14 protein-coding genes and 1 pseudogene are annotated in these 21,368 nt (G+C 72.5%); 5 read left to right on the plus strand and 10 right to left on the minus strand.

Annotation, left to right across the window (positions count from 1 at the left end):
- The 8 genes and pseudogenes from E4P40_RS11545 to E4P40_RS11580 all read right to left on the minus strand — a co-directional run.
- Positions 1-367: pseudogene (locus E4P40_RS11545) on the minus strand (pyridoxal 5'-phosphate synthase lyase subunit PdxS); the annotation flags it as partial.
- A 1-nt stretch (position 368) separates the two neighbouring features.
- Positions 369-2,615: a N,N-dimethylformamidase beta subunit family domain-containing protein gene (locus E4P40_RS11550; protein WP_135158778.1), complete on the minus strand. Its 2,247-nt coding sequence runs from the start codon at positions 2,613-2,615 to the stop codon at positions 369-371.
- A gap of 71 nt (positions 2,616-2,686) precedes the next feature.
- Positions 2,687-3,685 carry an ABC transporter permease gene (locus E4P40_RS11555; protein WP_167762191.1) on the minus strand — a complete coding sequence of 333 codons (999 nt, stop codon included), beginning with the start codon at positions 3,683-3,685 and terminating at the stop codon, positions 2,687-2,689.
- Entirely contained in the window at positions 3,678-5,219 is a 1,542-nt protein-coding gene (locus E4P40_RS11560) for a sugar ABC transporter ATP-binding protein (protein ID WP_135158780.1), read from the minus strand. The genes E4P40_RS11555 and E4P40_RS11560 overlap by 8 nt, the downstream gene beginning before the upstream one ends.
- Positions 5,210-6,181: a sugar ABC transporter substrate-binding protein gene (locus E4P40_RS11565; RefSeq protein WP_135158781.1), complete on the minus strand. Its 972-nt coding sequence runs from the start codon at positions 6,179-6,181 to the stop codon at positions 5,210-5,212. Before E4P40_RS11565 ends, E4P40_RS11560 begins: the two co-directional genes overlap by 10 nt.
- A 291-nt stretch (positions 6,182-6,472) precedes the next feature.
- Positions 6,473-7,327: a MaoC/PaaZ C-terminal domain-containing protein gene (locus E4P40_RS11570; protein WP_135158782.1), complete on the minus strand. Its 855-nt coding sequence runs from the start codon at positions 7,325-7,327 to the stop codon at positions 6,473-6,475.
- Positions 7,327-8,682 (minus strand): 3-oxoacyl-ACP reductase, encoded by a 1,356-nt coding sequence (locus E4P40_RS11575; RefSeq protein ID WP_135158783.1) that lies wholly within the window; start codon positions 8,680-8,682, stop codon positions 7,327-7,329. Before E4P40_RS11575 ends, E4P40_RS11570 begins: the two co-directional genes overlap by 1 nt.
- Positions 8,683-8,707: 25 nt before the next feature.
- Entirely contained in the window at positions 8,708-9,982 is a 1,275-nt protein-coding gene (locus E4P40_RS11580) for an acetyl-CoA C-acetyltransferase (RefSeq protein ID WP_135158784.1), read from the minus strand.
- Between the two features lie 59 nt (positions 9,983-10,041).
- Here E4P40_RS11580 and E4P40_RS11585 point away from each other — a divergent pair, with 59 nt between their 5' ends.
- The 3 genes from E4P40_RS11585 to E4P40_RS11595 all read left to right on the plus strand — a co-directional run bounded on the left by E4P40_RS11585 (position 10,042) and on the right by E4P40_RS11595 (position 13,541).
- Positions 10,042-10,719: a TetR family transcriptional regulator gene (locus tag E4P40_RS11585; protein ID WP_135158785.1), complete on the plus strand. Its 678-nt coding sequence runs from the start codon at positions 10,042-10,044 to the stop codon at positions 10,717-10,719.
- Positions 10,716-12,770: an acyl-CoA dehydrogenase gene (locus E4P40_RS11590; RefSeq protein WP_135158786.1), complete on the plus strand. Its 2,055-nt coding sequence runs from the start codon at positions 10,716-10,718 to the stop codon at positions 12,768-12,770. Before E4P40_RS11585 ends, E4P40_RS11590 begins: the two co-directional genes overlap by 4 nt.
- A gap of 87 nt (positions 12,771-12,857) precedes the next feature.
- Positions 12,858-13,541, plus strand: a complete 684-nt coding sequence (locus tag E4P40_RS11595) for a TRIC cation channel family protein (RefSeq protein WP_135158787.1) — start codon at positions 12,858-12,860, stop codon at positions 13,539-13,541.
- Position 13,542: 1 nt separating this feature from the next.
- Here E4P40_RS11595 and E4P40_RS11600 read toward each other — a convergent pair whose 3' ends face one another.
- Positions 13,543-16,374 (minus strand): SpoIIE family protein phosphatase, encoded by a 2,832-nt coding sequence (locus E4P40_RS11600; RefSeq protein WP_245160277.1) that lies wholly within the window; start codon positions 16,372-16,374, stop codon positions 13,543-13,545.
- Positions 16,375-16,561: 187 nt separating this feature from the next.
- On the opposite strand from E4P40_RS11600, the gene E4P40_RS11605 reads away from it, so the two are divergent.
- On the plus strand, positions 16,562-17,542 hold the full coding sequence (locus E4P40_RS11605) for an EAL domain-containing protein (RefSeq protein ID WP_135158789.1): 981 nt from the start codon (positions 16,562-16,564) through the stop codon (positions 17,540-17,542).
- Here the strand turns inward: E4P40_RS11605 and E4P40_RS11610 are convergent.
- Complete coding sequence (locus E4P40_RS11610) at positions 17,476-18,348, minus strand: EAL domain-containing protein (RefSeq protein ID WP_135158790.1); 873 nt, start codon at positions 18,346-18,348, stop codon at positions 17,476-17,478. The genes E4P40_RS11605 and E4P40_RS11610 overlap by 67 nt on opposite strands.
- A 187-nt stretch (positions 18,349-18,535) precedes the next feature.
- On the opposite strand from E4P40_RS11610, the gene E4P40_RS11615 reads away from it, so the two are divergent.
- Complete coding sequence (locus tag E4P40_RS11615; protein WP_245160277.1) at positions 18,536-21,367, plus strand: SpoIIE family protein phosphatase; 2,832 nt, start codon at positions 18,536-18,538, stop codon at positions 21,365-21,367.
- The last annotated feature ends 1 nt before the right edge of the window (position 21,368 follow it).

Below are 21,368 nucleotides of genomic sequence, written 5' to 3' on the forward strand. Positions count from 1 at the left end.
GGTGCGCCTCGTCGGCCGGGGTGAGCACCTCGGACTCGTCGATGTAGTCCACGCCCAGGCTCTGCAGGACCTGCGCCTCGACGAAGTGCCCGATCCGGGCCTTGGCCATCACCGGGATCGAGACCGCGCCGATGATCCCCTCGATCATGTCGGGGTCGCTCATCCGCGCGATGCCGCCCTGCGCGCGGATGTCGGCGGGCACCCGCTCCAGCGCCATCACGGCGACCGCGCCGGCGTCCTCGGCGATCTTCGCCTGCTCCGGGGTGACGACGTCCATGATCACCCCGCCCTTGAGCTGCTCGGCCATGCCGCGCTTGACGCGGTCGGTACCGACGGCGGAGTGACTGGTCTTCCCGTCCGATGCCATGTCAGTCCACCTTCGTCTCGTCGACAGCGGGAACAACGCGACCGGACGCCGCCGCGAACCTGCGCAGGACGTTCCTGGTGACAGCGACGACCCCCGGGTCGGCCTCCTTGCCGACCAGCGCACCCGTCCAGGCGATCGAGCCGACCGAGAAGACGGCACCGCCACCGGGAACCGGCGTGTAGGTCACGTCGGCGCGAACCTCCGGATCCGTCGTCCCACCGCCCAGACCTGGCAGGTTCATGCCCAGCTCCTCGATCGCCCGCTGGTACTCGTCGCTGTGCCCGAAGGAGCTGGCCAGCACCACCGTCCCGGGCGGCGTGCCCAGAGTGGTGTCGGCGCGGTCGATCTCATCACCCGCTGCACCGCCACGGACGAGACCCACCGAACCGAAGACGTCGCCCTCGACGCCGTCGAAGATCCAGCTCACGTCGTCGGCGTAGCTCGCGGCCGAACGCCGATAGGGGGACGAGCGGTCCCAGCCCTGGGCGCAGAAGCCCACCCCGACGAGAGCCTGCGGGGCGCGCCCGCGATGCCGCCACAGACCGGCCGGCTCTCCCGAGCTCAGCAGAGTCACCTCACCGGGCTCGGAGTCCCAGCCACGCACCCCGGCATTCCCGCGCCGGATCTCCGTGATCAGCGGACTCTCGCTGAGAACACCGGTTGCCTGGTAGAAGCCGTTACCGCCGAGGTACATCAGGTTCCCGCCGGAGTCACGGTAAGCCTGCAGTCCCGCGTTCATCTCGGCGGAGGTGTACTCCGGGTGCGCACCGGTGACCACGACGGCGTAACGGGACAGGAGGGCGTGACCCTGCTGGTGCACCTCGAGGTCGGTGACGACGTCGAACGTGCAGCCCTCGCCACGCAGCCAGCGCAGGAGGTACATGTCGCCGGAATAGCCCCGGCCCGATTCGGTCAGCCACATCTCGTAGTCGGCGCGCATGGTGAGAATGGCCCGCGCAGCGGAACTGAAGAAGACACCAGTGCCATCCGAGTGGCGGTCGTACTGCGAAAGGCCGTACTCGGGCCTCCCGACCCGCACGGCGTCCCGCGGGTCGAGACGGATGTCAGCTCGGAGCCCCGAGACGTCACCCTCGAACATGTGCTCGTTGGCGTAGGCGAGGTAGGTGAACACCGGCAGCACGACGAGGATCGGTGCAGGTGCGGACTCCGGTGCCGGAACCAGCGTCACCGGGACGACGTCGGTGTGGTCCTCCGCGCGCAGGACGATGCCGTACAACGCCGAGGGCAGGTCGTGAGGCAGGCTCGCCTCCAGCAGCGCCGACCAGCCGACGTCGCTGAGGGCGTCGTCGTGGAAGTGCACCGCGGCGTACTGCTCGGGTGCGTGCACGAAGCTCGTGACGCTGCCCGACCAACCGACTCCGGTCACGCCCCGCGCGGGCAGATTGACCAGCAGCCCGTCGGGCGAGCCCGCGACGCCACGCACGGTCATGTCGTTGCCCGGGCGTGCGGGAGCGAAGTCCCAGGCTCCGAGGACGCGCGCGACATCGGAGACCGCCACCGTCGTGTCGCCGGATGCGGCCCTGGCCAGTTCCGAGGAGCTCAGCCGGCCGGCGACGAGGAACGGCGCCTCGAGCTTGCCGTTGAAGAGGTCCCGCGCGGAGCCGTGCACGGCGCCGTCCGTCCGGTCGACGCGCGCCACCTTCCCACCCGCCAGGCTGACCCGCGCGCCGTCCAGGTGGGGTAGCGAGACCGCCTCGCCGTGTCCCGTGCACGTCACGGGGTTCGGCCCGACCGCGGACACACGCACCGTGAGGCTGCCCTGCGTGACCTCGACCGTGGCGAAGTACCACGTCCGGGACCGGAGCGCTGCCCCCGCCCGGACCTGCGTGGAGACCGCCTGTGGACCGTCCACGGCAGCGACCACGTCGCCGCCCTCGACAGCCAGGACGAGTCCGCGGCCGTCGGCCCCGTCGACGGCCAGCAGCGTCTGCCGGCCAGCCAGATCGGGCGCCGTGGGCCAGAACCAGATGCCGCAGGTGAAGTCGTGGGCGGACCGCGAGAAGGCCTGATCGACCACCGCGAAGCTGCCCACGGAGTGCTCCTGCGGCAGGGCCTCGAAAGTTCCGGCACCGCTCCACGGGACGCTGATCACGTCGTCTCCGGTCAGCTCGACCAGCTGAACGTCCACGGCCGTCGGGCGGTCGACGTTGACGTGCACCCGCACGCGGTCGCCCGGCGCGTAGGACAGGCGGTCGGTGTATCCGTAGACGGCGTTCGTAGCAGGCACCCTTGCTTGTCTCCTCTGCGTTCTCGATGGTCGCCGTGGGCGCCCGACCGGCCCGGCCGGGCGCCCACGTATCACTCCGGAGTTGCCGCGCTCCGGACCTTCCCCGCCTGGGCGCCGGCCAGCTTCTCGGCGAACGCCGCCAGGACGAGCACCGTGCCCTGGGCCGCGACCGACCACGACGGCGGCACGTTGAGGATCGTGAGTCCGTTCTGGAGCAGTGCCAGGAACAGCACCCCGAGGACGACTCCCCGCATCGTGCCGCGGCCACCGGTGAAGGCGACGCCGCCCAGCAGCGCCGCGGTGAGCACCGCCATTTCCAGGCCGAGACCGGCTGTGGCGGCCGGGGTACTGCCCACGCGGGCGGCGAGCATGACGCCGCCCAGTCCGGCGGCGGCCCCGGTCATGACGAACAGCCAGATCCCGATCCGGGTGATGTTCACACCGGAGACCCGCGCCGCCTCGGGGTTACCGCCCGTGGCGAGGATGTGCTTCCCGGTAGCCGTCCAGTTGAGGATGACGACGCCGACGGTCACGACGACGACAGCGATGATGACCAGGATCGGCACCCCGAGCACGCCGGCGGTGCCGAAGTCGAGGAAGGACTCGGGGAACCCGTACAGCGCGTCCGGCGCCACGATCTGCGACAGGCCGCGGACCGCCGACAGCGTGCCCAGGGTGACGATGATCGGCGACAGCCCGCGGATGACGACCAGCCACGAGTGGACGAGACCCACGACCAGACCGGTCAGCACTCCGACGAGCGCCGCCAGCGGCCAGGCGACGCCCTGCAGCATGGTCCAACCGCTGACCACGGCCGAGAGACCCACGGTGGAGCCGACGGACAGGTCCACGTAACCGGCCATGAGCAGTAGCGCGAAGGGCGTCACGATCACCAGCGTCAGGGCGCTCTGCAGCAGGACGGTGCGGAAGTTGCCCACGGTGAAGAACACGTCGGAGCTCAGCGAGAAGAAGAGGACCAGGACGGCGAACGCGATGAGCAGCGCATTCGTAGCCATGCCCCTTCTGAGATCGGGGGCCTTGATCGCGACCCGTGCTGTCAGTTCAGCCACCTGCTGGCTCCTTCGTGCGTTCCGCGGCATGGGCCGCTGCGATCAGTTGATCGGCACGTGCGTCCGAGACGCTCGTGCGCAGGGTCACGGTGCCCCGGCTGAGGACGACGACGTCCGTACCGAGCTGCAGCACCTCGTCCGGGTCGGACGAACGGAAGACGACGGCGATCTCGCGCTCGGCGAGAGCCTGCCGGATTCGTTTCCAGATCTCGGCCCTGGCTGCGATGTCCACACCTTGGGTGGGCTCGTCCAGCAGCAGGACCTTGATACCGGGTCGGGCGAGGAGCCATCGGCCGATGAGGATCTTCTGCTGGTTCCCGCCGGAGAAGAACCGCGCCGGCAACGTCGGGAGGCGCGGGCTCAGCACCATCTCGTCCGCCAGCTCGGCGAACGCGCGACCCTCCTGTGCACGCTTGCGCATCCACGGTGCCGACCCGAGGGCACGGCGCGCGACCATCACGTTGTCGGACGCCGGGAGATCCGGCAGCAGGGCCTGCTTGCGTTCGCCCGGGACGAAGGCGACCCCGCGCCTGATGGCCTGGACCGGCGTCGACGGGTGGTAGTCCTGGCCGTCGACGCGCACCTCGCCGCCACTGCGCGCGATGACCCCGCTGAGCGCCCGGAGGACGTCGGACGCCCCCGAGTCCATGTTCCCGTACAGGGCGACGCACGAGCCGGCCGCGACGTCGAGGTCGAGTCCCCCCACGACACCGACCGACAGCCCGCGCGTCTCCAGGAGCAGCCGCGTGGGGTCGGACCTTCGCACCTCTGGCACCGCGGCCGACGGAGTGGCGGCGAGCGGCGAGATCGCAGCGATGACGTCCTCCCGCCGGAGGGACGCGCGTGGCCCTTCGAGGGCGACTCCGCCGTCGCGGAGCACCGTGATGCTGTCGGCGATCGCGAAGACCTCGTCGAGGCGATGCGACACGTAGACGACCCCGACACCACGGACGTCGGCGAGACGACGGACCTCGTCCAGGAGAACCGCCGCCTCCCGCTCGCCGAGCGCCGCGGTGGGCTCGTCGAGCACGAGGACATGCGGCCTGCGGTGCAACGCCTTGGCAATCTCGACCAGCTGCTTCTCGCTGACGCTGAGGTCACCGACGTGCACACGGGGGTCGATGCGGACATCGAAGCCGTCGAGAAGCTGCCTGGCCGCCCGGAGCTCATCGCGCTTCCGCAGCCGCCCGCGGGTGGTCAGCTCCGAGCCGAGGAAGATGTTGTCCGCGACCGACATGCCGTCGTGGACGCTGAAGTGCTGGTAGATCACGGACAACCCGGCGTTCAGCGAATCGCGCGGAGAGCGAATCGCCTGGATGACGCCGTTGAGTGCGATCGTGCCCCCATCGGGGATGTTCGCACCGCTGAGACAGCTGATCAGGGTCGACTTCCCGGCTCCGTTGGCCCCGAGGAGGGCACGGACCTCACCGGCACGGACCGTGAGATCGACACCGGCCAGCACCGGACGTCCGTCGAAGCTCTTGACGAGCCCGCGGACGTCCAGTGCCGGCGCAGCCGATGGGCCTAGTTCCATTCGTCCAGGAGCTCGGCGACGAGGGCCTGGTCCTCGAACGAGGCAAGCACGGGTGTCTGCTCGATCACCACGTCGGACTCGCCGTTCAAGACACGGTCGGCGATGTTGGCGATGTCCTGGCCGAGCGTCTGCACGCGCAGGGCCGCCGTCGCCTTGTAGTGACCGTCCGTCTGGAGCTCCTCGAGTGCCCGGACGTTCCCGTCCTGGCCCGCGATGTAGCTCTCTGCGGCGGGGATGCCGGCGTTCTGGAACGCCTTGAGCGCACCGAGTGCACTGTCGTCGTTCATGGAGATGACGACGCGCAGGTCAGGATGAGCCTGGAGGACATCCTCGGTGACGCGCAGCCCCGTGGCCTCATCGAGGGCATCCTGCTCGGCCACGACGCTCCCGTTGGGGGCGGCCTCGATGGCTTCCCCAGGCAGCTCCCAGCGCGGCGCCACGGACGTCAGCGCGCTCGCGGTCAGCAGGAGAGCCTTGACCGGCCTGCCGCCCTGGGTGGAGATCCACTGCGTCACGGACTCGGCGATGACCTCACCGGAGGCCTCGTGGGAGAAGAGCACCGCGCCGTCCGCGTCGGGCATCTGCGCGCTGTACGTGATCCACTTGATACCCGCGTCCTGCGCGCGCTTCTGCAGGCCGGCCACGGTGGACGGGTCGAAGGGGAACACGACGATCGCGTCGACCCCCTGCGTGATCCAGTTCTCGATGTCCTTGACCTGGACGGCCGTGTCACCGCGGGGGTCGTCCGACAGGAAGCGGTAGCCGAGCTCCTCGGCGCGCGCCTTGGCAGCGGCCGTGACGGCCACGGCGATCGGGGCTTCCGACGCCGCGTGGCTGAACGCGATCGTCTTCTGCTCACCGCCCCCGGAGGCCTCCGCTCCGCCGCAGGCGGCGAGCGCTGTCGAGACGAGGAGAGCGGCGACCAGAGTCACCGCTCTCGTGAAGTATCGAGGGACATGCATGGGTAGCTCCCTTCAGAGCAAACGTTTGTGCAGACAGTAGGGAGGGGCCGGGAAGTCGTCAAGGAATACGCAAAGGTCGTTGGCGATCAGTGATCGGAGACCGAACCGGTTCGGTGGCCCAGGCGGCTCGGGGACCGACGGCCGACCACACAGGAGCACCTCCAGCGGATGCTCCCGGTGGCGCCCGGCGCGTGCTCGGTCAGCGTCGCGCGGGTAGGGGCTGACGACGGGGCGGACCCTGCGCACGCCGTCCTGGGTGGCCGACCGCGCAGTCCTGAGCACCAGGCGCGCTCAGTGGGGGCGGATGGTCCCGACGACGTGCTCGGTCGCGCTCTTCTCGTTGCGGACGGCGAAGTCCCAGCCACCGCCCGCCTGCGCCGTCGACAACGTCACCGTGCTGGGGAGCAACAGCGGCTTGCGGAAGCTGACGTCGACGTCGATCGCGTCGGGCAGCCGCCCGGACAGCGCTCCCAGCACGCGGGCCTTCACCCACATGCCGTGCGCGATCGCCCGCTTGAAGCCGAACGCCTTCGCTGTGAGACCCGACAGGTGGATCGGGTTCACGTCGCCGGAGACCTTGGCGTACCGCCGTCCGGCGTCGTCCGGGACCCGCCAGGTGGCCGAGACCCGCTCGAGGTCGCCGACCGCCACCTCGATGTGGGCCTCCGGCGCACCCTCGGGCGCCGTCGCCCCCCGCGACAGGTACGTCGACCGCGAGCGCCACACCTCCTGGCCGCCGGCGGAGACCGTCGCGCACAGGTCCACGGCGGCGCCGCTGCGGTGAGTGGCGAAGTTCTCCGCCCACACCTCCAGGTCCAGCAGCGCGTCGGAGCCGATCGGGCCCAGCACCTCGATCCGGTTGCGCACGTGGACCAGGCCGGGCAGTGCCAGCGGGAACGCGCGGTCGCTCATCAGCGCCATCTGCAGCGGGAAGGTGAGCATGTGCGGGTACGTCGCCGGCAGGACGTCGTTCAGCGGCAGCCGGCACACCCGCGTGTAGGCGGCCAGGTGCGCCGGGTCGACGGTGACGCCCTTCCGGGCCAGGTGCTCGTCCGGCAGGTCGCCGCCCCGGCCCCACGCCGTGACGGCGGCCTTCGCGTAGAGCTGCCCCAGGTTCGGGGCGGACTCCAGAACCCGCGTCGCCATCAGGCGCCCAGGAGCGACTGGCCGCAGACCCGCACGGTCTGGCCGTTGACCCCCGCGCTCCCCGGCTGCGACAACCACGCGATCGTCTCCGCGACGTCGACCGGCAGCCCGCCCTGCTGCAGCGAGTTCAGCCGGGAACCGACCTCGCGGGTGCCCAGCGGCATCTTCGCCGTCATCTCGGTGACGATGAAACCCGGCGCGACCGCGTTGATGGTCGCCTTCCGCTCGGCGAACGCCGGCGCCCAGGCCCGCACCATGCCGATGACGCCGGCCTTGGACGCCGCGTAGTTGGTCTGCCCGCGGTTGCCGGCGATGCCCGACTGGGAGCTGACGCACACCACGCGGGCGTGCTGGTTGAGCACGCCCTCGGCGTCCAGCAGCGCCTGGGTGATGTCCAGCTGCGCCTGCAGGTTCACCGCCATCACCGAGTTCCACCGGGCGGCGTCCATGTTGACCAGCAGCTTGTCCCGGGTGATCCCGGCGTTGTGGACGACGATGTCGACCCCGCCGTGCCGCTCGCGCAGGTGCTCGACCAGCCTTTGGGGGGCGTCGTCCGCGGTGATGTCGAGCTGGAGCGCCGTCCCGCCGATCTCGTTGGCGACGGCGGCCAGCGAGTCGCCGGCCGCCGGGATGTCCACGGCGACGACGTGGGCGCCGTCCCGGGCCATGACCTTCGCGATCGCTGCGCCGATGCCGCGGGCGGCACCGGTGACGACGGCGACCTTGCCGGCCAGCGGCTGGTCGCCGTCCTCGCTGCCGGGCTGGTCGGCAGCCGACAGTGTGACCACCTGGCCGTCGACGTAGGCCGAGCGGCCGGAGAGGAAGAAGCGCACCGGCGACGCGATCGCGTCCTCGGCGCCCTCGGGCACGAAGACGAGGTTCGCCGTCGAGCCGTTCAGCAGCTCCTTGCCGATGGAGCGGACCAGTCCGTCCAGCGCCTGGCGGGCGGCCGCCTGGGCCGGGGAGTCGGCGTCCGACGGCGGGTCGGCGAGGATCAGCACCCGTCCGGTGGCGCGCAGCCGCTTCACCGCGGGGGCCAGGAAGTCGTGCGCGCCGGCCAGGTCGGCCGGCGTCCGGAGACCGGTCGCGTCGAGGATCACCGCGGCCGGCTTCTCGCCGTCCGTGGCGCCGTCGGCGGTGACCGGCGACTGCACGTGGATGCCCTCGGTGCGCAGGAGCTGGGTCAGCGCGTCGCGCAGCCGGCCCTCCCCCGCCGAGCCGATGACCGCCGGTCCCGGCAGCAGCGGCTGACCGGGCTCGTGGCGGCGCAGCACCGCGGGGCGGGGCAGGCCGAGCTGCTTGGTGATGGTGGTGCCGAAGCCGGAGTTCGCGAAGTCGCGGTACCAGTCGCTCACGTGTGCGGGTTCCTTCCGAGGGGGGTCAGGACTCGAGGATGGCGACGACGCCCTGGCCGCCGGCGGCGCAGATCGAGATCAGGCCGCGCTTGCCCGGGCCCGCCTCGTGCAACTGCTTGGCCAGCTGGGCCACGATCCGGCCGCCGGTCGCGGCGAACGGGTGCCCGGCCGCCAGGGACGAGCCGTTGACGTTGAGCTTCGACCGGTCGATCGAGCCCAGCGGCGCGTCCAGGCCGAGCTTGCCCTTGCAGAACGCCGGGTCCTCCCACGCCTTCAGGGTCGAGAGCACGGTCGACGCGAACGCCTCGTGGATCTCGTAGAAGTCGAAATCCTGCAGCGACAGGCCGTTGCGGGCCAGCATCACCGGCATCGCGTAGACGGGGGCCATCAGCAGCCCCTCGCCGCCGTGCACGTAGTCGACGGCGGCGGTCTGCGCGTCGACCAGGTGGGCGAGCACCGGCAGGCCGTTCTCGGCGGCCCACTCGTCGGAGGCCAGCAGCACCGTCGAGGCGCCGTCGGTCAGCGGCGTGGAGTTGGCGGCCGTCATCGTGGCGCCCTCCCCCTTGCCGAAAACAGGAGCCAGCTTCGCAAGTCGTTCGATCGAGGAGTCCGGCCGCAGGTTGTTGTCCCGGGTGAGGCCGAGGAACGGCGTCACCAGGTCGTCGAAGAATCCGCGGTCGTAGGCGGCGGCCATGTTGTGGTGCGAGCGGACGGCGAGCTCGTCCTGCTCCTCCCGGCCGATCTCCCACTCCTTGGCGGTGATGGCGGCGTGGTCGCCCATCGCCAGGCCGGTGCGGGGCTCGGCATTGCGCGGGATCTCCGGCACCAGCTGGCCGGGCCGGATCTTCGTCAGCGCCTTGAGCCGGTCCGGCAGCGTCTTGGCGTTGTTCAGGCTGATCAGGACGCGGCGCAGGTCGTCGCCGACGGCGAGCGGCGCGTCCGACGTCGTGTCGACCCCGCCGGCGATGCCGGACTCGATCTGCCCCAGCGCGATCTTGTTCGCCACCAGGATCGCGGCCTCGAGGCCGGTGCCGCAGGCCTGCTGGACGTCGTAGGCCGGTGTCGTGGCCGACAGCTTGGAGCCGAGCACCGATTCGCGGGTCAGGTTGAAGTCGCGGGAGTGCTTCAGGACGGCGCCGGCGACGACCTCACCCAGCTGCGCGCCCCGGAGCCCGAAGCGCGCGACCAGCCCGTCGAGGGTCGCGGTCAGCATGTCCTGGTTGGACGCCTGGGCGTACGCGGAGTTGGAGCGGGCGAACGGGATCCGGTTCCCGCCGACGATCGCGGCCTTGCGAGCCATCGGAACCTCCAGGGTCGGTGGATTGGCCGGTACTCACAGTACGCGGTACTGTCGTTCACATGAAAGCCGAGGCGGTGAGACGCTCGTCGCACAAGATCGCGCAGGTGCGCGACCGCCGCGACTCGAGATGGGACGACCACCGTCGCGCGCGCCGGGAACAACTCGTCCAGGCGACACTCGCCGCCGTCAGCAGGCACGGCGCCGGCGTCGGCATGGAGGAGATCGCCGCCGAGGCCGGCACCAGCAAGACCGTGGTCTACCGCCACTTCGCCGACCGGAGCGAGCTGCACGTCGCCGTCTGCGGCCGGGTGGCCGAGCAGCTGCTGGCCAAGCTCCGCGAGGCGATGGAGAGCAGTGACGAGCCGCGGGAGATGGTGGCGGCCGCGATCACCACCTACCTGGCGTTCCTCGAGGCCGATCCCGAGCTCTACCGGTTCGTCGTCCAGCAGTCACCGGACCGGCCCGCCGCCGACCCGATCGACAACCTCTCGCACCTCGTCGGCGAGCAGGTGGCCGCCCTGATGACCGAGGCGCTCGAGCGCGCGGGCCAGGAGACGGCCGCCGCCGGGCCGTGGGGCCACGGCCTCGTCGGGCTCGTGCGCTCGGCCGCCGACTGGTGGCTGCGCGCAGAGCGCCCCATGATCCGCAGCGAACTCGCCGCGCACCTGACCGATCTGGCCTGGGCCGGCTTGTCCGGCGTCGTGCCCCCCGTACGTCCGAGCAAGGAGGAACTGTGACAACGAGCCTGCCCCCTTCGGTCGACCCGAAGGAGCTCCAGGAGGTCCTGGACGGCCGCTGGGCCCACGTGCGCCGCGACGCCCGCGAGAACCTGAACGACCGGGACTTCCTGCCGGTGTACGGCGAGTCCATGCAGGACGCCCGCGACCGGGTCACCCGGGCGGCGAAGAAGCTCGCCGACTCGGGCCGGGTCGGGTACGGGTTCCCCAAGCAGTACGGCGGCGAGGACGACTCCGGCGGCTCCGTCACCTCGATCGAGATGCTCGCGTTCGGCGACCTGTCGCTGATGGTCAAGGCCGGCGTGCAGTGGGGGCTGTTCGGCGGCGCGCTGCAGCTCCTCGGCAGCCAGCGGCAGCACGACAAGTACCTGCGCGACGTCATGACCTTCGACCTGCCCGGCTGCTTCGCCATGACCGAGACCGGCCACGGCTCCGACGTCCAGCAGCTGCGGACGACGTGCACCTACGACCCCGAGACGCAGTGCTTCGACCTGCACACCCCGCACCAGGCCGCCCGCAAGGACTACATCGGCAACGCGGCCAAGGACGGCCGCATGGCGGTCGTCTTCGCCCAGCTGATCACCCAGGGCAAGAACCACGGCGTGCACGCATGGCTGGTGCCGATCCGCAACGAGGACGGCACGCCGTGCCCCGGCGTCACGATCGGGGACGACGGCGCGAAGGCGGGCCTCAACGGCGTCGACAACGGGCGGCTGACGTTCGACCACGTGCAGGTCCCCCGCGACATGCTGCTCGACCGCTACGGCCAGGTCGCCGAGGACGGCACCTACACGAGCCTCATCGAGAACGAGACCCGCCGCTTCTTCACCATGCTCGGCACCCTCGTGCGCGGGCGGGTCAGCGTCGGTGGCTCCGCCGCGTCGGCGACCAAGCTGGCCCTCGACATCGCCGTCCGGTACGGCAACGTCCGGCGCCAGTTCGCCGCGCCGGGCGAGGAGCGCGAGATCGTCATCAACGACTACCTCGTCCACCAGCGCAAGCTCCTCCCCGCGCTGGCGACCACGTACGGCCTGCACTTCGCGCAGGGCCGGCTCGTCGAGGACATGCACGACATCCAGACGGCCGTCCACACCCACGGCCAGGACATCGACGAGGAGGCACAGCGGGAGCTGGAGTCCCGCGCGGCCGGGCTCAAGGTCGCCCAGACCTGGCACGCCACCCGCACCATCCAGATGTGCCGCGAGGCGTGCGGCGGTGCGGGCTACCTGCAGGAGAACCGGCTGCCGCACCTCAAGGCCGACACCGACGTGTTCACCACCTTCGAGGGCGACAACACCGTCCTGCTGCAGCTGGTGGCCAAGGGCCTGCTCACCGGCTACCGCGACACGTTCGGCTCCCTCGACGGCTGGGGCCGGATCGGCTTCATCGCCGACATGGTGCGGGAGACGGTGCTGGAGCGGACGGCGGCCCGCGCGCTGATCGCCCGCCTCATCGACGCCGTCCCCGGCCGGGACGACGAGGTGCCGATGCTCGACCGCGGCTGGCAGCTGAAGATGTTCGAGTTCCGGGAGAAGCACGCGCTCGAGGGCGCGATCCGGCGGCTGCGGAAGAACTCGACCACCCAGGGCATGGCGCCGTTCGACATGTTCAACGACGTCCAGGACCACGTCCTCAAGACTGCGCAGTCGCACATCGACCGCGTCGTGCTCGAGGCCTTCGTCGCCGGCGTCGACCGTACGACCGACCCCGACGCCCGGCGGCTCCTCGACACCCTCTGCGACCTCTACGCGCTGTCGACCATCGAGGCGGACAAGGCCTGGTTCATGGAGCACGGCCAGCTCACCGCGGCGCGCGCCAAGACCCTGACCGGGACCGTGAACCAGCTGCTCAAGGACCTGCGGCCGCACATCACCACGCTGGTCGACGCGTTCGCGATCCCCGCCGGGTGGAAGGCCGCGCAGATCCTCGAGGAGGAGGCCGACCGCCAGGAGGCCATGGCCGCGCGGGACGCCGAGGTGCGGTCGGAGGCGGAGGGCGACCAGGCCCCCGGCGACAGCGCCACCGACCTCGAGGTCGCCCCCGCCCAGTAGCAGAAGGACCCCCCTGCCCCCCGCCACTCGCAAGCTCGCGGCGGGACCCTGCAGGGGGGCCGGGGGTGGACGGGAGAATCGGCGTCCGTGGACATCCTGGTCGCCGCGGAGACGCTGCGGGTACCCGCGGCGGTGGACCTCGCCGCCATCGTCATCGGTGCGCTCACCGGCGGGCTGCTCGCCGCGCGCGAGGGGTTCGCCGTCTCCGGTGTGCTCTTGCTCGCCGTCAGCGGCGGCCTCGGCGGCGGGCTCATCCGCGACGTCTTCCTCGGCGACCTGCCCCCGGTCGCCCTCACCAACGAGGCCTACCTGCCGACGGTCGCGATCGCCGCCGGTGTCACCTTCTACTTCTCCGGCTGGCTCTCCCGGCTGACCGGCCTGCTGGTGGTCCTGGACGCCGTCACGCTGGGGTTCTTCACCGTGATCGGCGCGGGGAAGGCACAGTTGGCCGGGCTGCCCAGCGCCTCGGTCGTCTTCATCGGCACGCTGACCGCGGTGGGCGGCGCGGTCATCCGCGACGTCCTGCTCGCCCAGCGGGCCGACATCGTGCAGCCCGGCCCCTACAACGCCGTCGCCGCGCTCATCGGCGCGACGGCGCTGACCGTGCTCTCCGGGCCGCTCGGCCTCGACGCGCTGCCCGTCGCCGCCGCGGTCATCGTGCTCGTGGCGGCCCTGCGGGTGCTGTCGGTCTGGCGCGGCTGGTCGGCACCGGTCGCCGTGGACCTGCCAGGACGTGCCCGGGACCGGTGGGGCCGGCGCAAGCGGCCCTGACTCAACGGTCGGTGCCGGCCTCCGGGATCACGTCGGGGGACGGCTCGATGTTCGGCGGGACGACCTGCGGGCCGGCCTCCGGTGGGCGTGGTTCGTCCTGCGGGTGCAGCCGGACGGCGAGCAGCGCGACGTCGTCCTGGGCGTCGGGCAGGAACAGCCGTTTCAGCACCTCGTCGCAGAGGGCGTCGGCCGTGAAGCTCGCGCACTCGCGGACGACCTCGATCAGTTCGGCGATGCCGGTGTCGAGGTCGCGGTCCCGGCGCTCGACCAGACCGTCGGTGTAGAGCAGCACGGTCGAGCCGGCATCGAGGACGGTGACGTGCTCGTGCCGCGGCGTCTCCGGCGCGACCCCCAGCAGCAGCTCCGACTCCTCGTCGTCGAGGAGGGAGACCTTGCCCTCGGCGGTGAGCACGATCGGTGGCGGGTGCCCCGCGCTCGACCAGCGGAACCGGACACGCCCCGCCCGCAGGTCGTCCTCGTCCTGCTCCAGGCGGGCGACGAGCGCGGTGGCCATCGTGTCGAGGGCGAGGCCCTCGATGGCGCGGTCGAGCTCGGTGAGCACCTCGGCGGGCGAGCCGCCACTGGAGTAGCCGATGCCGCGCAGCAGCCCGCGCACCTGCCCCATCGCCGCGGCGGCGCGGGTGTCGTGGCCGACGACGTCGCCGATCGCGACGACCGTCGCGCCGCTGGGCTGCAGGAACGCGTCGTACCAGTCGCCGCCGATCTCGGCGCCGGCGGCGGCGGGCACGTAGCGGACGACGACCTCCGAGTGGTCCGGCTCCGGCGGGTCGGTGAGCATGCTGCGCTGCAACGCATCGGCGAGGGCCCGCTGCTGGCCGAAGAGCCGCGCGTGGTGCAGCGCCAGACCGGCCCGCAGGCCGATCTCGACGGCGGTGTCGACCTCCGCGGGACTGAGCGGCCCGCGGTCCTCCCGGCTGAACAGACCGAGCGCCCCCAGCGTCTGTCCCCGCGCCACCAGGGGGACGACGGTCCCCGAGCCGAGACCCAGGCGGGCCAGCGCCTCCCGCGCCGAGGGGTCGGGGAGGACCCGCTCGACCCGCGCCCAGTCGACGTCGGTCACCGTCAACGGCCGCCCGGTCGCCGTGACCACCCGGGCCGCGGCCTCGTCGGTCATGACCGCGAGCATCGAGCGCACGTAGGCCTCGACCTCCTCGCGCCGCGACGGGTCACGGTGGGACGCGGCCATGCCGTGCAGCCGGCCCTGCTCGTCCCGCACGACCAGCCAGCACCAGTCGGCCAGATCGGGGACGACGAGCTCGGCCAGTTCGCGGACCTGCTGGTCGATCTCCAGCGTTCCCGACAGGATGCGGCCCGCCTCCGCGAGCAGCTGGAGCCGCTGGTTCGCCTCCTGCATCGCGGTGACGGCCGTGGCGCGCTCGGCGTCGGCCTGCAGCCGGGAGACGCTCAGCGCGATCTGTGCGGCCAGGGCCTCCAGCACCTCGACGTCGTCCGCGGCGAAGGGGTGCTCGGTCCCCCACAGCGGGACGAACGCACCGAGGATCCGGCCCTCCACGCGCAGCGGGAGCGCGGCCACCGCGTGGATGCCCAGGACCTCCAGGCCTTCCCGCATGGCCGGGAACCTGGCCAGCGCCTCCGCACGGTCGGCCAACAGCACCCGGCGGCCGTGGATGGCGGCGTACTGGGTGGGCTGCCCCTCGTCCAGCTCGATCTCGAGGCCGGCCACGGGATAGTCGACGTGGCCCTGGATCTCGTCGGTGAGCCGGTTGGTCATGTGCAGCCGCAGCGGTCCGCCGTCCGGATCGAAGACGGCGAGCGCACTGGACTCCGCACCGAGCACCTGGGCGCCCCGCTGCGCGATCTCCGGCATGTCCTCCATCCGCGCGGCATTGGCCAGTTCGGCGGCCACCTCGGCGATGGCGGTCGCCCGCTCCATGGCCGACAGCCGCTGGGCGGCCTGCCGGCGCGTCTCGGTGACGTCGATGGTCGTGCCCAGCAGGCGCACGGGCTCGCCGCGGGAGTCGTTGATCACCCGACCACGGGCGACCATCCAGCGCAGGGTCCCGTCGATGGTCAGGGCGCGGAACTCGGCGGTGAACTGGCCGTGCTCGACCATCGCCCGCTGCATGGCATCGTGCAGCGGCCCGATGTCGTCAGGGTGCACGAACTCCGACTCCATGGCGTGCTCGTCCTGGAACTGAGCCGCACCGTCCAGCCCGAACAGGGCCGCACAGCGCTCGTCCCAGTCGATGACGCCGGTCCGGAAGTCGCGTTCCCAGGTGCCGATCGAGCTGGCCTCCAGGGCGATGTTGAGCCGGGTGACCGAGGTGCCGACAGCGGAGCGGGCGGCCGACAGCTCCAGCTCGGCCACGACCGAGTCCGCCAGCTGCTGGAGCAGTTCGGTCTCGTCGTCCGTCCAGTTCCGCGGCTCCGAGTCGTAGACGGCCAGCGCCCCGACGACGTGCCCGGACGCCGCGACGAGCGGCGAACCGAGGTAGGCGCGCACCTGCCCGGACGTCACCGCGGGCAGGTCGGCGACCCGCTCGTCCGCCCTCGCGTCGGGGATGCTGAGGGCCCGGCCCTGCCGGACGACGATCGCCGACAGTGCTCCGGTCAGGAGCGCCGGCCCGCCGATCACACCCGGCGGAAGGCCGTATCCGCCGACGACGGTGTCCTGGTCGGTGAAGAGGGTGACCTTGGCGTGCCCGGCATCGACGATCCGGGACGCGAGGGAGGAGAGCCGGTCGAAGGCGGCGTGCCCGGGCACCTCGAGGATCAGGCGGCGCGCCGCCGCGATCCGCTGGGGGTCCAGGAGTGCGTCCTCCTGGGCGGAGGGCGCATCAGGCGTGACCACGAGGCCCCCTCTCCCGGTCCGCGAGCGGCCGATCCGCGCCCGTCGCGGTACATGCTGGCACGCCGCCGTCCCCGGGCCACGCCGCCCGGGCGGGATCGGTGCCCCGGAGGCCCATGGGCGGTCCCCCTGGAGGGTGATTCCGAGCCCGCGGGTCAAGGGAACGGCCCCGCCACCCGATAGGACGAGCATGCTGGGCACGCGTACGGCCGGCCTGCCGGACTGCCGTCCGCTGCTCGCCGACCCGGACGACCTGACGCTGGCCTTCCAGCCGATCGTCGACCTCGCGGGCGCCACCGTGGCCGGCTACGAGGCGCTCGCCCGCTTCCCGGGCTCGGCCGGTCCCGACGTCTGGTTCGCCGCCGCGGCCGAGGCCGGCGTCGCCGCCGAGCTCGAGGCGCTGGCGATCCACAAGGCACTGGCCGCCGTCCCCGCGCTGCCGCCGAACACGTTCCTGACCGTCAACGTCAGCCCCCATCTGCTCGGCGCCGCGCCGGTCCGGGCGGCCCTGGCCACCCGTCCCGCCCTGCACCGTGTCGTGGTCGAGCTGACGGAGCACACCCCCGTCGACGACCTCGACGCCCTGCGCCGGCAGACCGACGAGCTGCGCGCCCGCGGCGCCCTGATCGCCCTCGACGACGCCGGCAGCGGCTACTCCGGTCTCCAGCAGCTCGCGGTCCTCCGGCCCCAGATCGTGAAGCTGGACCGGGCGCTGGTCAGCGACGCCGACACCGACCCGGTGCGGGTGGCGCTGGCGGAGATGCTGGGCGAGTTCGCCGGCCGCATCGACGCGTGGCTGCTCGCCGAGGGCGTCGAGACCGCCGCCGAACTCGCCGCCTTCACCCAGCTCGGGGTGCCGCTGGCGCAGGGCTGGCTGCTCGGCCGGCCCGGGCCCGGCTTCGCCCCCCTCGCTCCCGAGGCCACGCGCCTCGTGCGCGCACAGGTCGCCCGCGCGACGCTGACCGACAGCGTGCTCAGCCTCGTCCGGCCGGTCCGTCAGGCCACGCTCGGCGAGGAGGTCCCGGTCGTCCCGCCGGTCGTCCTGGTGGGCCCGCAGGACGAGCCGGTCGCCCTGCTGCTCGGCGACCCACGGACGGCGGAGGTCTACACCGCACCCGTGTCGCTGCGCGTGCACCCGACGACCGGGACCTCCTCGCCGAGCGTGGCCTGACGGACCGGCCGGACGAGGCTGAGCACGCTGTCGGTCAGCGTCGCGCGGGCGACCTGTGCGCGCACGAGGCGCGTGGCCTCGGGAGCGAGGGGGGCGAAGCCGGGCCCGGGCCGGCCGAGCAGCCAGCCCTGCGCCAGCGGCACCCCGAGCTGGGTGAAGGCGGCGAGTTCGGCGGCGGTCTCGACGCCCTCGGCGAGCAGCCACGCGTCGATGCGGCCGGCGAACTCGCCCAGCATCTCCGCCAGCGCCACCCGCACCGGGTCGGTGTCGGCGTCGCTGACCAGCGCCCGGTCCAGCTTCACGATCTGGGGCCGGAGGACCGCGAGCTGCTGGAGACCGGAGTAGCCGCTGCCGGCGTCGTCGAGGGCGATCAGGGCGCCGCGGGCGCGCAGCTCGTCGGTCTGCCGGCGCAGGGCGTCGAGGTCGTCGACGGGGGTGTGCTCCGTCAGCTCGACCACGACACGGTGCAGGGCGGGACGGGTGGCCAGGGCCGCCCGGACCGGCGCGGCGCCGAGCAGATGGGGGCTGACGTTGACGGTCAGGAACGTGTTCGGCGGCAGCGCGGGGACGGCGGCCAGTGCCTTGTGGATCGCCAGCGCCTCGAGCTCGGCGGCGACGCCGGCCTCGGCCGCGGCGGCGAACCAGACGTCGGGACCGGCCGAGCCCGGGAAGCGGGCGAGCGCCTCGTAGCCGGCCACGGTGGCGCCCGCGAGGTCGACGATCGGCTGGAAGGCCAGCGTCAGGTCGTCCGGGTCGGCGAGCAGCGGACGGCAGTCCGGCAGGCCGGCCGTACGCGTGCCCAGCATGCTCGTCCTATCGGGTGGCGGGGCCGTTCCCTTGACCCGCGGGCTCGGAATCACCCTCCAGGGGGACCGCCCATGGGCCTCCGGGGCACCGATCCCGCCCGGGCGGCGTGGCCCGGGGACGGCGGCGTGCCAGCATGTACCGCGACGGGCGCGGATCGGCCGCTCGCGGACCGGGAGAGGGGGCCTCGTGGTCACGCCTGATGCGCCCTCCGCCCAGGAGGACGCACTCCTGGACCCCCAGCGGATCGCGGCGGCGCGCCGCCTGATCCTCGAGGTGCCCGGGCACGCCGCCTTCGACCGGCTCTCCTCCCTCGCGTCCCGGATCGTCGATGCCGGGCACGCCAAGGTCACCCTCTTCACCGACCAGGACACCGTCGTCGGCGGATACGGCCTTCCGCCGGGTGTGATCGGCGGGCCGGCGCTCCTGACCGGAGCACTGTCGGCGATCGTCGTCCGGCAGGGCCGGGCCCTCAGCATCCCCGACGCGAGGGCGGACGAGCGGGTCGCCGACCTGCCCGCGGTGACGTCCGGGCAGGTGCGCGCCTACCTCGGTTCGCCGCTCGTCGCGGCGTCCGGGCACGTCGTCGGGGCGCTGGCCGTCTACGACTCGGAGCCGCGGAACTGGACGGACGACGAGACCGAACTGCTCCAGCAGCTGGCGGACTCGGTCGTGGCCGAGCTGGAGCTGTCGGCCGCCCGCTCCGCTGTCGGCACCTCGGTCACCCGGCTCAACATCGCCCTGGAGGCCAGCTCGATCGGCACCTGGGAACGCGACTTCCGGACCGGCGTCATCGACTGGGACGAGCGCTGTGCGGCCCTGTTCGGGCTGGACGGTGCGGCTCAGTTCCAGGACGAGCACGCCATGGAGTCGGAGTTCGTGCACCCTGACGACATCGGGCCGCTGCACGATGCCATGCAGCGGGCGATGGTCGAGCACGGCCAGTTCACCGCCGAGTTCCGCGCCCTGACCATCGACGGGACCCTGCGCTGGATGGTCGCCCGTGGTCGGGTGATCAACGACTCCCGCGGCGAGCCCGTGCGCCTGCTGGGCACGACCATCGACGTCACCGAGACGCGCCGGCAGGCCGCCCAGCGGCTGTCGGCCATGGAGCGGGCGACCGCCATCGCCGAGGTGGCCGCCGAACTGGCCAATGCCGCGCGGATGGAGGACATGCCGGAGATCGCGCAGCGGGGCGCCCAGGTGCTCGGTGCGGAGTCCAGTGCGCTCGCCGTCTTCGATCCGGACGGCGGACCGCTGCGGCTGCACATGACCAACCGGCTCACCGACGAGATCCAGGGCCACGTCGACTATCCCGTGGCCGGCCTCGAGATCGAGCTGGACGAGGGGCAGCCCACCCAGTACGCCGCCATCCACGGCCGCCGGGTGCTGTTGGCCGACCGTGCGGAGGCGCTGGCCAGGTTCCCGGCCATGCGGGAAGGCCTGGAGGTCCTGGGCATCCACGCGGTGGCCGCGCTCCCGCTGCGCGTGGAGGGCCGGATCCTCGGTGCGTTCGTCCCGCTGTGGGGGACCGAGCACCCCTTCGCCGCGGACGACGTCGAGGTGCTGGAGGCCCTGGCCGCACAGATCGCGCTGAGCGTCTCCCGGCTGCAGGCCGACGCCGAGCGCGCCACGGCCGTCACCGCGATGCAGGAGGCGAACCAGCGGCTCCAGCTGCTCGCGGAGGCGGGCCGCATCCTGTCGGGAACGCTGGAGATCGACCAGCAGGTCCGCGAACTGGCCGAGCTCGTCGTCCCCGATCTGGCCGACTGGTGCTGGCTGGTCGTGCGGGACGAGCAGGGCCGGCTGCACGGCATGGCCGCGTCCCACCGTGACCCGTCGCGGCGCGAGGAGGTCGAGGCCTACGTGCGCTCGATGCTCGCGGTCATGACCGACGAGGCCGCGGCCCGGGTGGTCACGGCGACCGGGCGGCCGTTGACGGTGACCGACGTCGACTGGGCGCGGGTCGAGCGGGTCCTCCCCGACCCCTCGGCGCGGGAGGCGCTGGCCCGCCTGGGTCTCGGCTCGGGGACCGTCGTCCCCCTGGTGGCGCGGGGACAGACGCTGGGGGCGCTCGGTCTGTTCAGCCGGGAGGACCGCGGGCCGCTCAGTCCCGCGGAGGTCGACACCGCCGTCGAGATCGGCCTGCGGGCCGGTCTGGCGCTGCACCACGCGCGGCTCTTCGGCCAGCAGCGGGCCCTCGCCGATGCGTTGCAGCGCAGCATGCTCACCGACCCGCCGGAGCCGGACCACTCGGAGGTCGTCGTCCGCTACGTGCCCGCCGCCGCCGGCGCCGAGATCGGCGGCGACTGGTACGACGCGTTCCTGCAGCCCAGCGGCGCGACGGTCGTCGCGATCGGCGACGTCGTCGGCCACGACACCCGCGCCGCCGCGGCGATGGGGCAGGTGCGCGGGCTGCTGCGCGGCATCGGCTACTCCAGTGGCGGCTCGCCCGCCGAGGTGCTCACCGAGCTCGACCGCGCCATCGAGGGCCTCGCCCTCGACACGATGGCCACCGCGCTCGTCGCCCGCCTGGAGCAGGACGAGGACGACCTGCGGGCGGGGCGTGTCCGGTTCCGCTGGTCGAGCGCGGGGCACCCGCCACCGATCGTGCTCACCGCCGAGGGCAAGGTCTCCCTCCTCGACGACGAGGAGTCGGAGCTGCTGCTGGGGGTCGCGCCGGAGACGCCGCGGCACGAGCACGTCACCGTCCTCGATGCCGGCTCGACCGTGCTGCTCTACACCGACGGTCTGGTCGAGCGCCGGGACCGCGACCTCGACACCGGCATCGCCGAACTGATCGAGGTCGTCCGCGAGTGCGCGAGCTTCACGGCCGACGCCCTCTGCGACGAGGTGCTGAAACGGCTGTTCCTGCCCGACGCCCAGGACGACGTCGCGCTGCTCGCCGTCCGGCTGCACCCGCAGGACGAACCACGCCCACCGGAGGCCGGCCCGCAGGTCGTCCCGCCGAACATCGAGCCGTCCCCCGACGTGATCCCGGAGGCCGGCACCGACCGTTGAG

Source organism: Blastococcus sp. CT_GayMR20 (assembly GCF_004570345.1).

Coding starts and splice junctions, on each gene's coding strand:
- E4P40_RS11560 (WP_135158780.1), bottom strand. CDS start 5,219: ATGGAACTAGGCCCATCGGCTGCGCCGGCACTGGACGTCCGCGGGCTC.
- E4P40_RS11565 (WP_135158781.1), bottom strand. CDS start 6,181: ATGCATGTCCCTCGATACTTCACGAGAGCGGTGACTCTGGTCGCCGCT.
- E4P40_RS11570 (WP_135158782.1), bottom strand. CDS start 7,327: ATGGCGACGCGGGTTCTGGAGTCCGCCCCGAACCTGGGGCAGCTCTAC.
- E4P40_RS11580 (WP_135158784.1), bottom strand. CDS start 9,982: ATGGCTCGCAAGGCCGCGATCGTCGGCGGGAACCGGATCCCGTTCGCC.
- E4P40_RS11585 (WP_135158785.1), top strand. CDS start 10,042: ATGAAAGCCGAGGCGGTGAGACGCTCGTCGCACAAGATCGCGCAGGTG.
- E4P40_RS11605 (WP_135158789.1), top strand. CDS start 16,562: ATGCTGGGCACGCGTACGGCCGGCCTGCCGGACTGCCGTCCGCTGCTC.
- E4P40_RS11610 (WP_135158790.1), bottom strand. CDS start 18,348: ATGCTGGGCACGCGTACGGCCGGCCTGCCGGACTGCCGTCCGCTGCTC.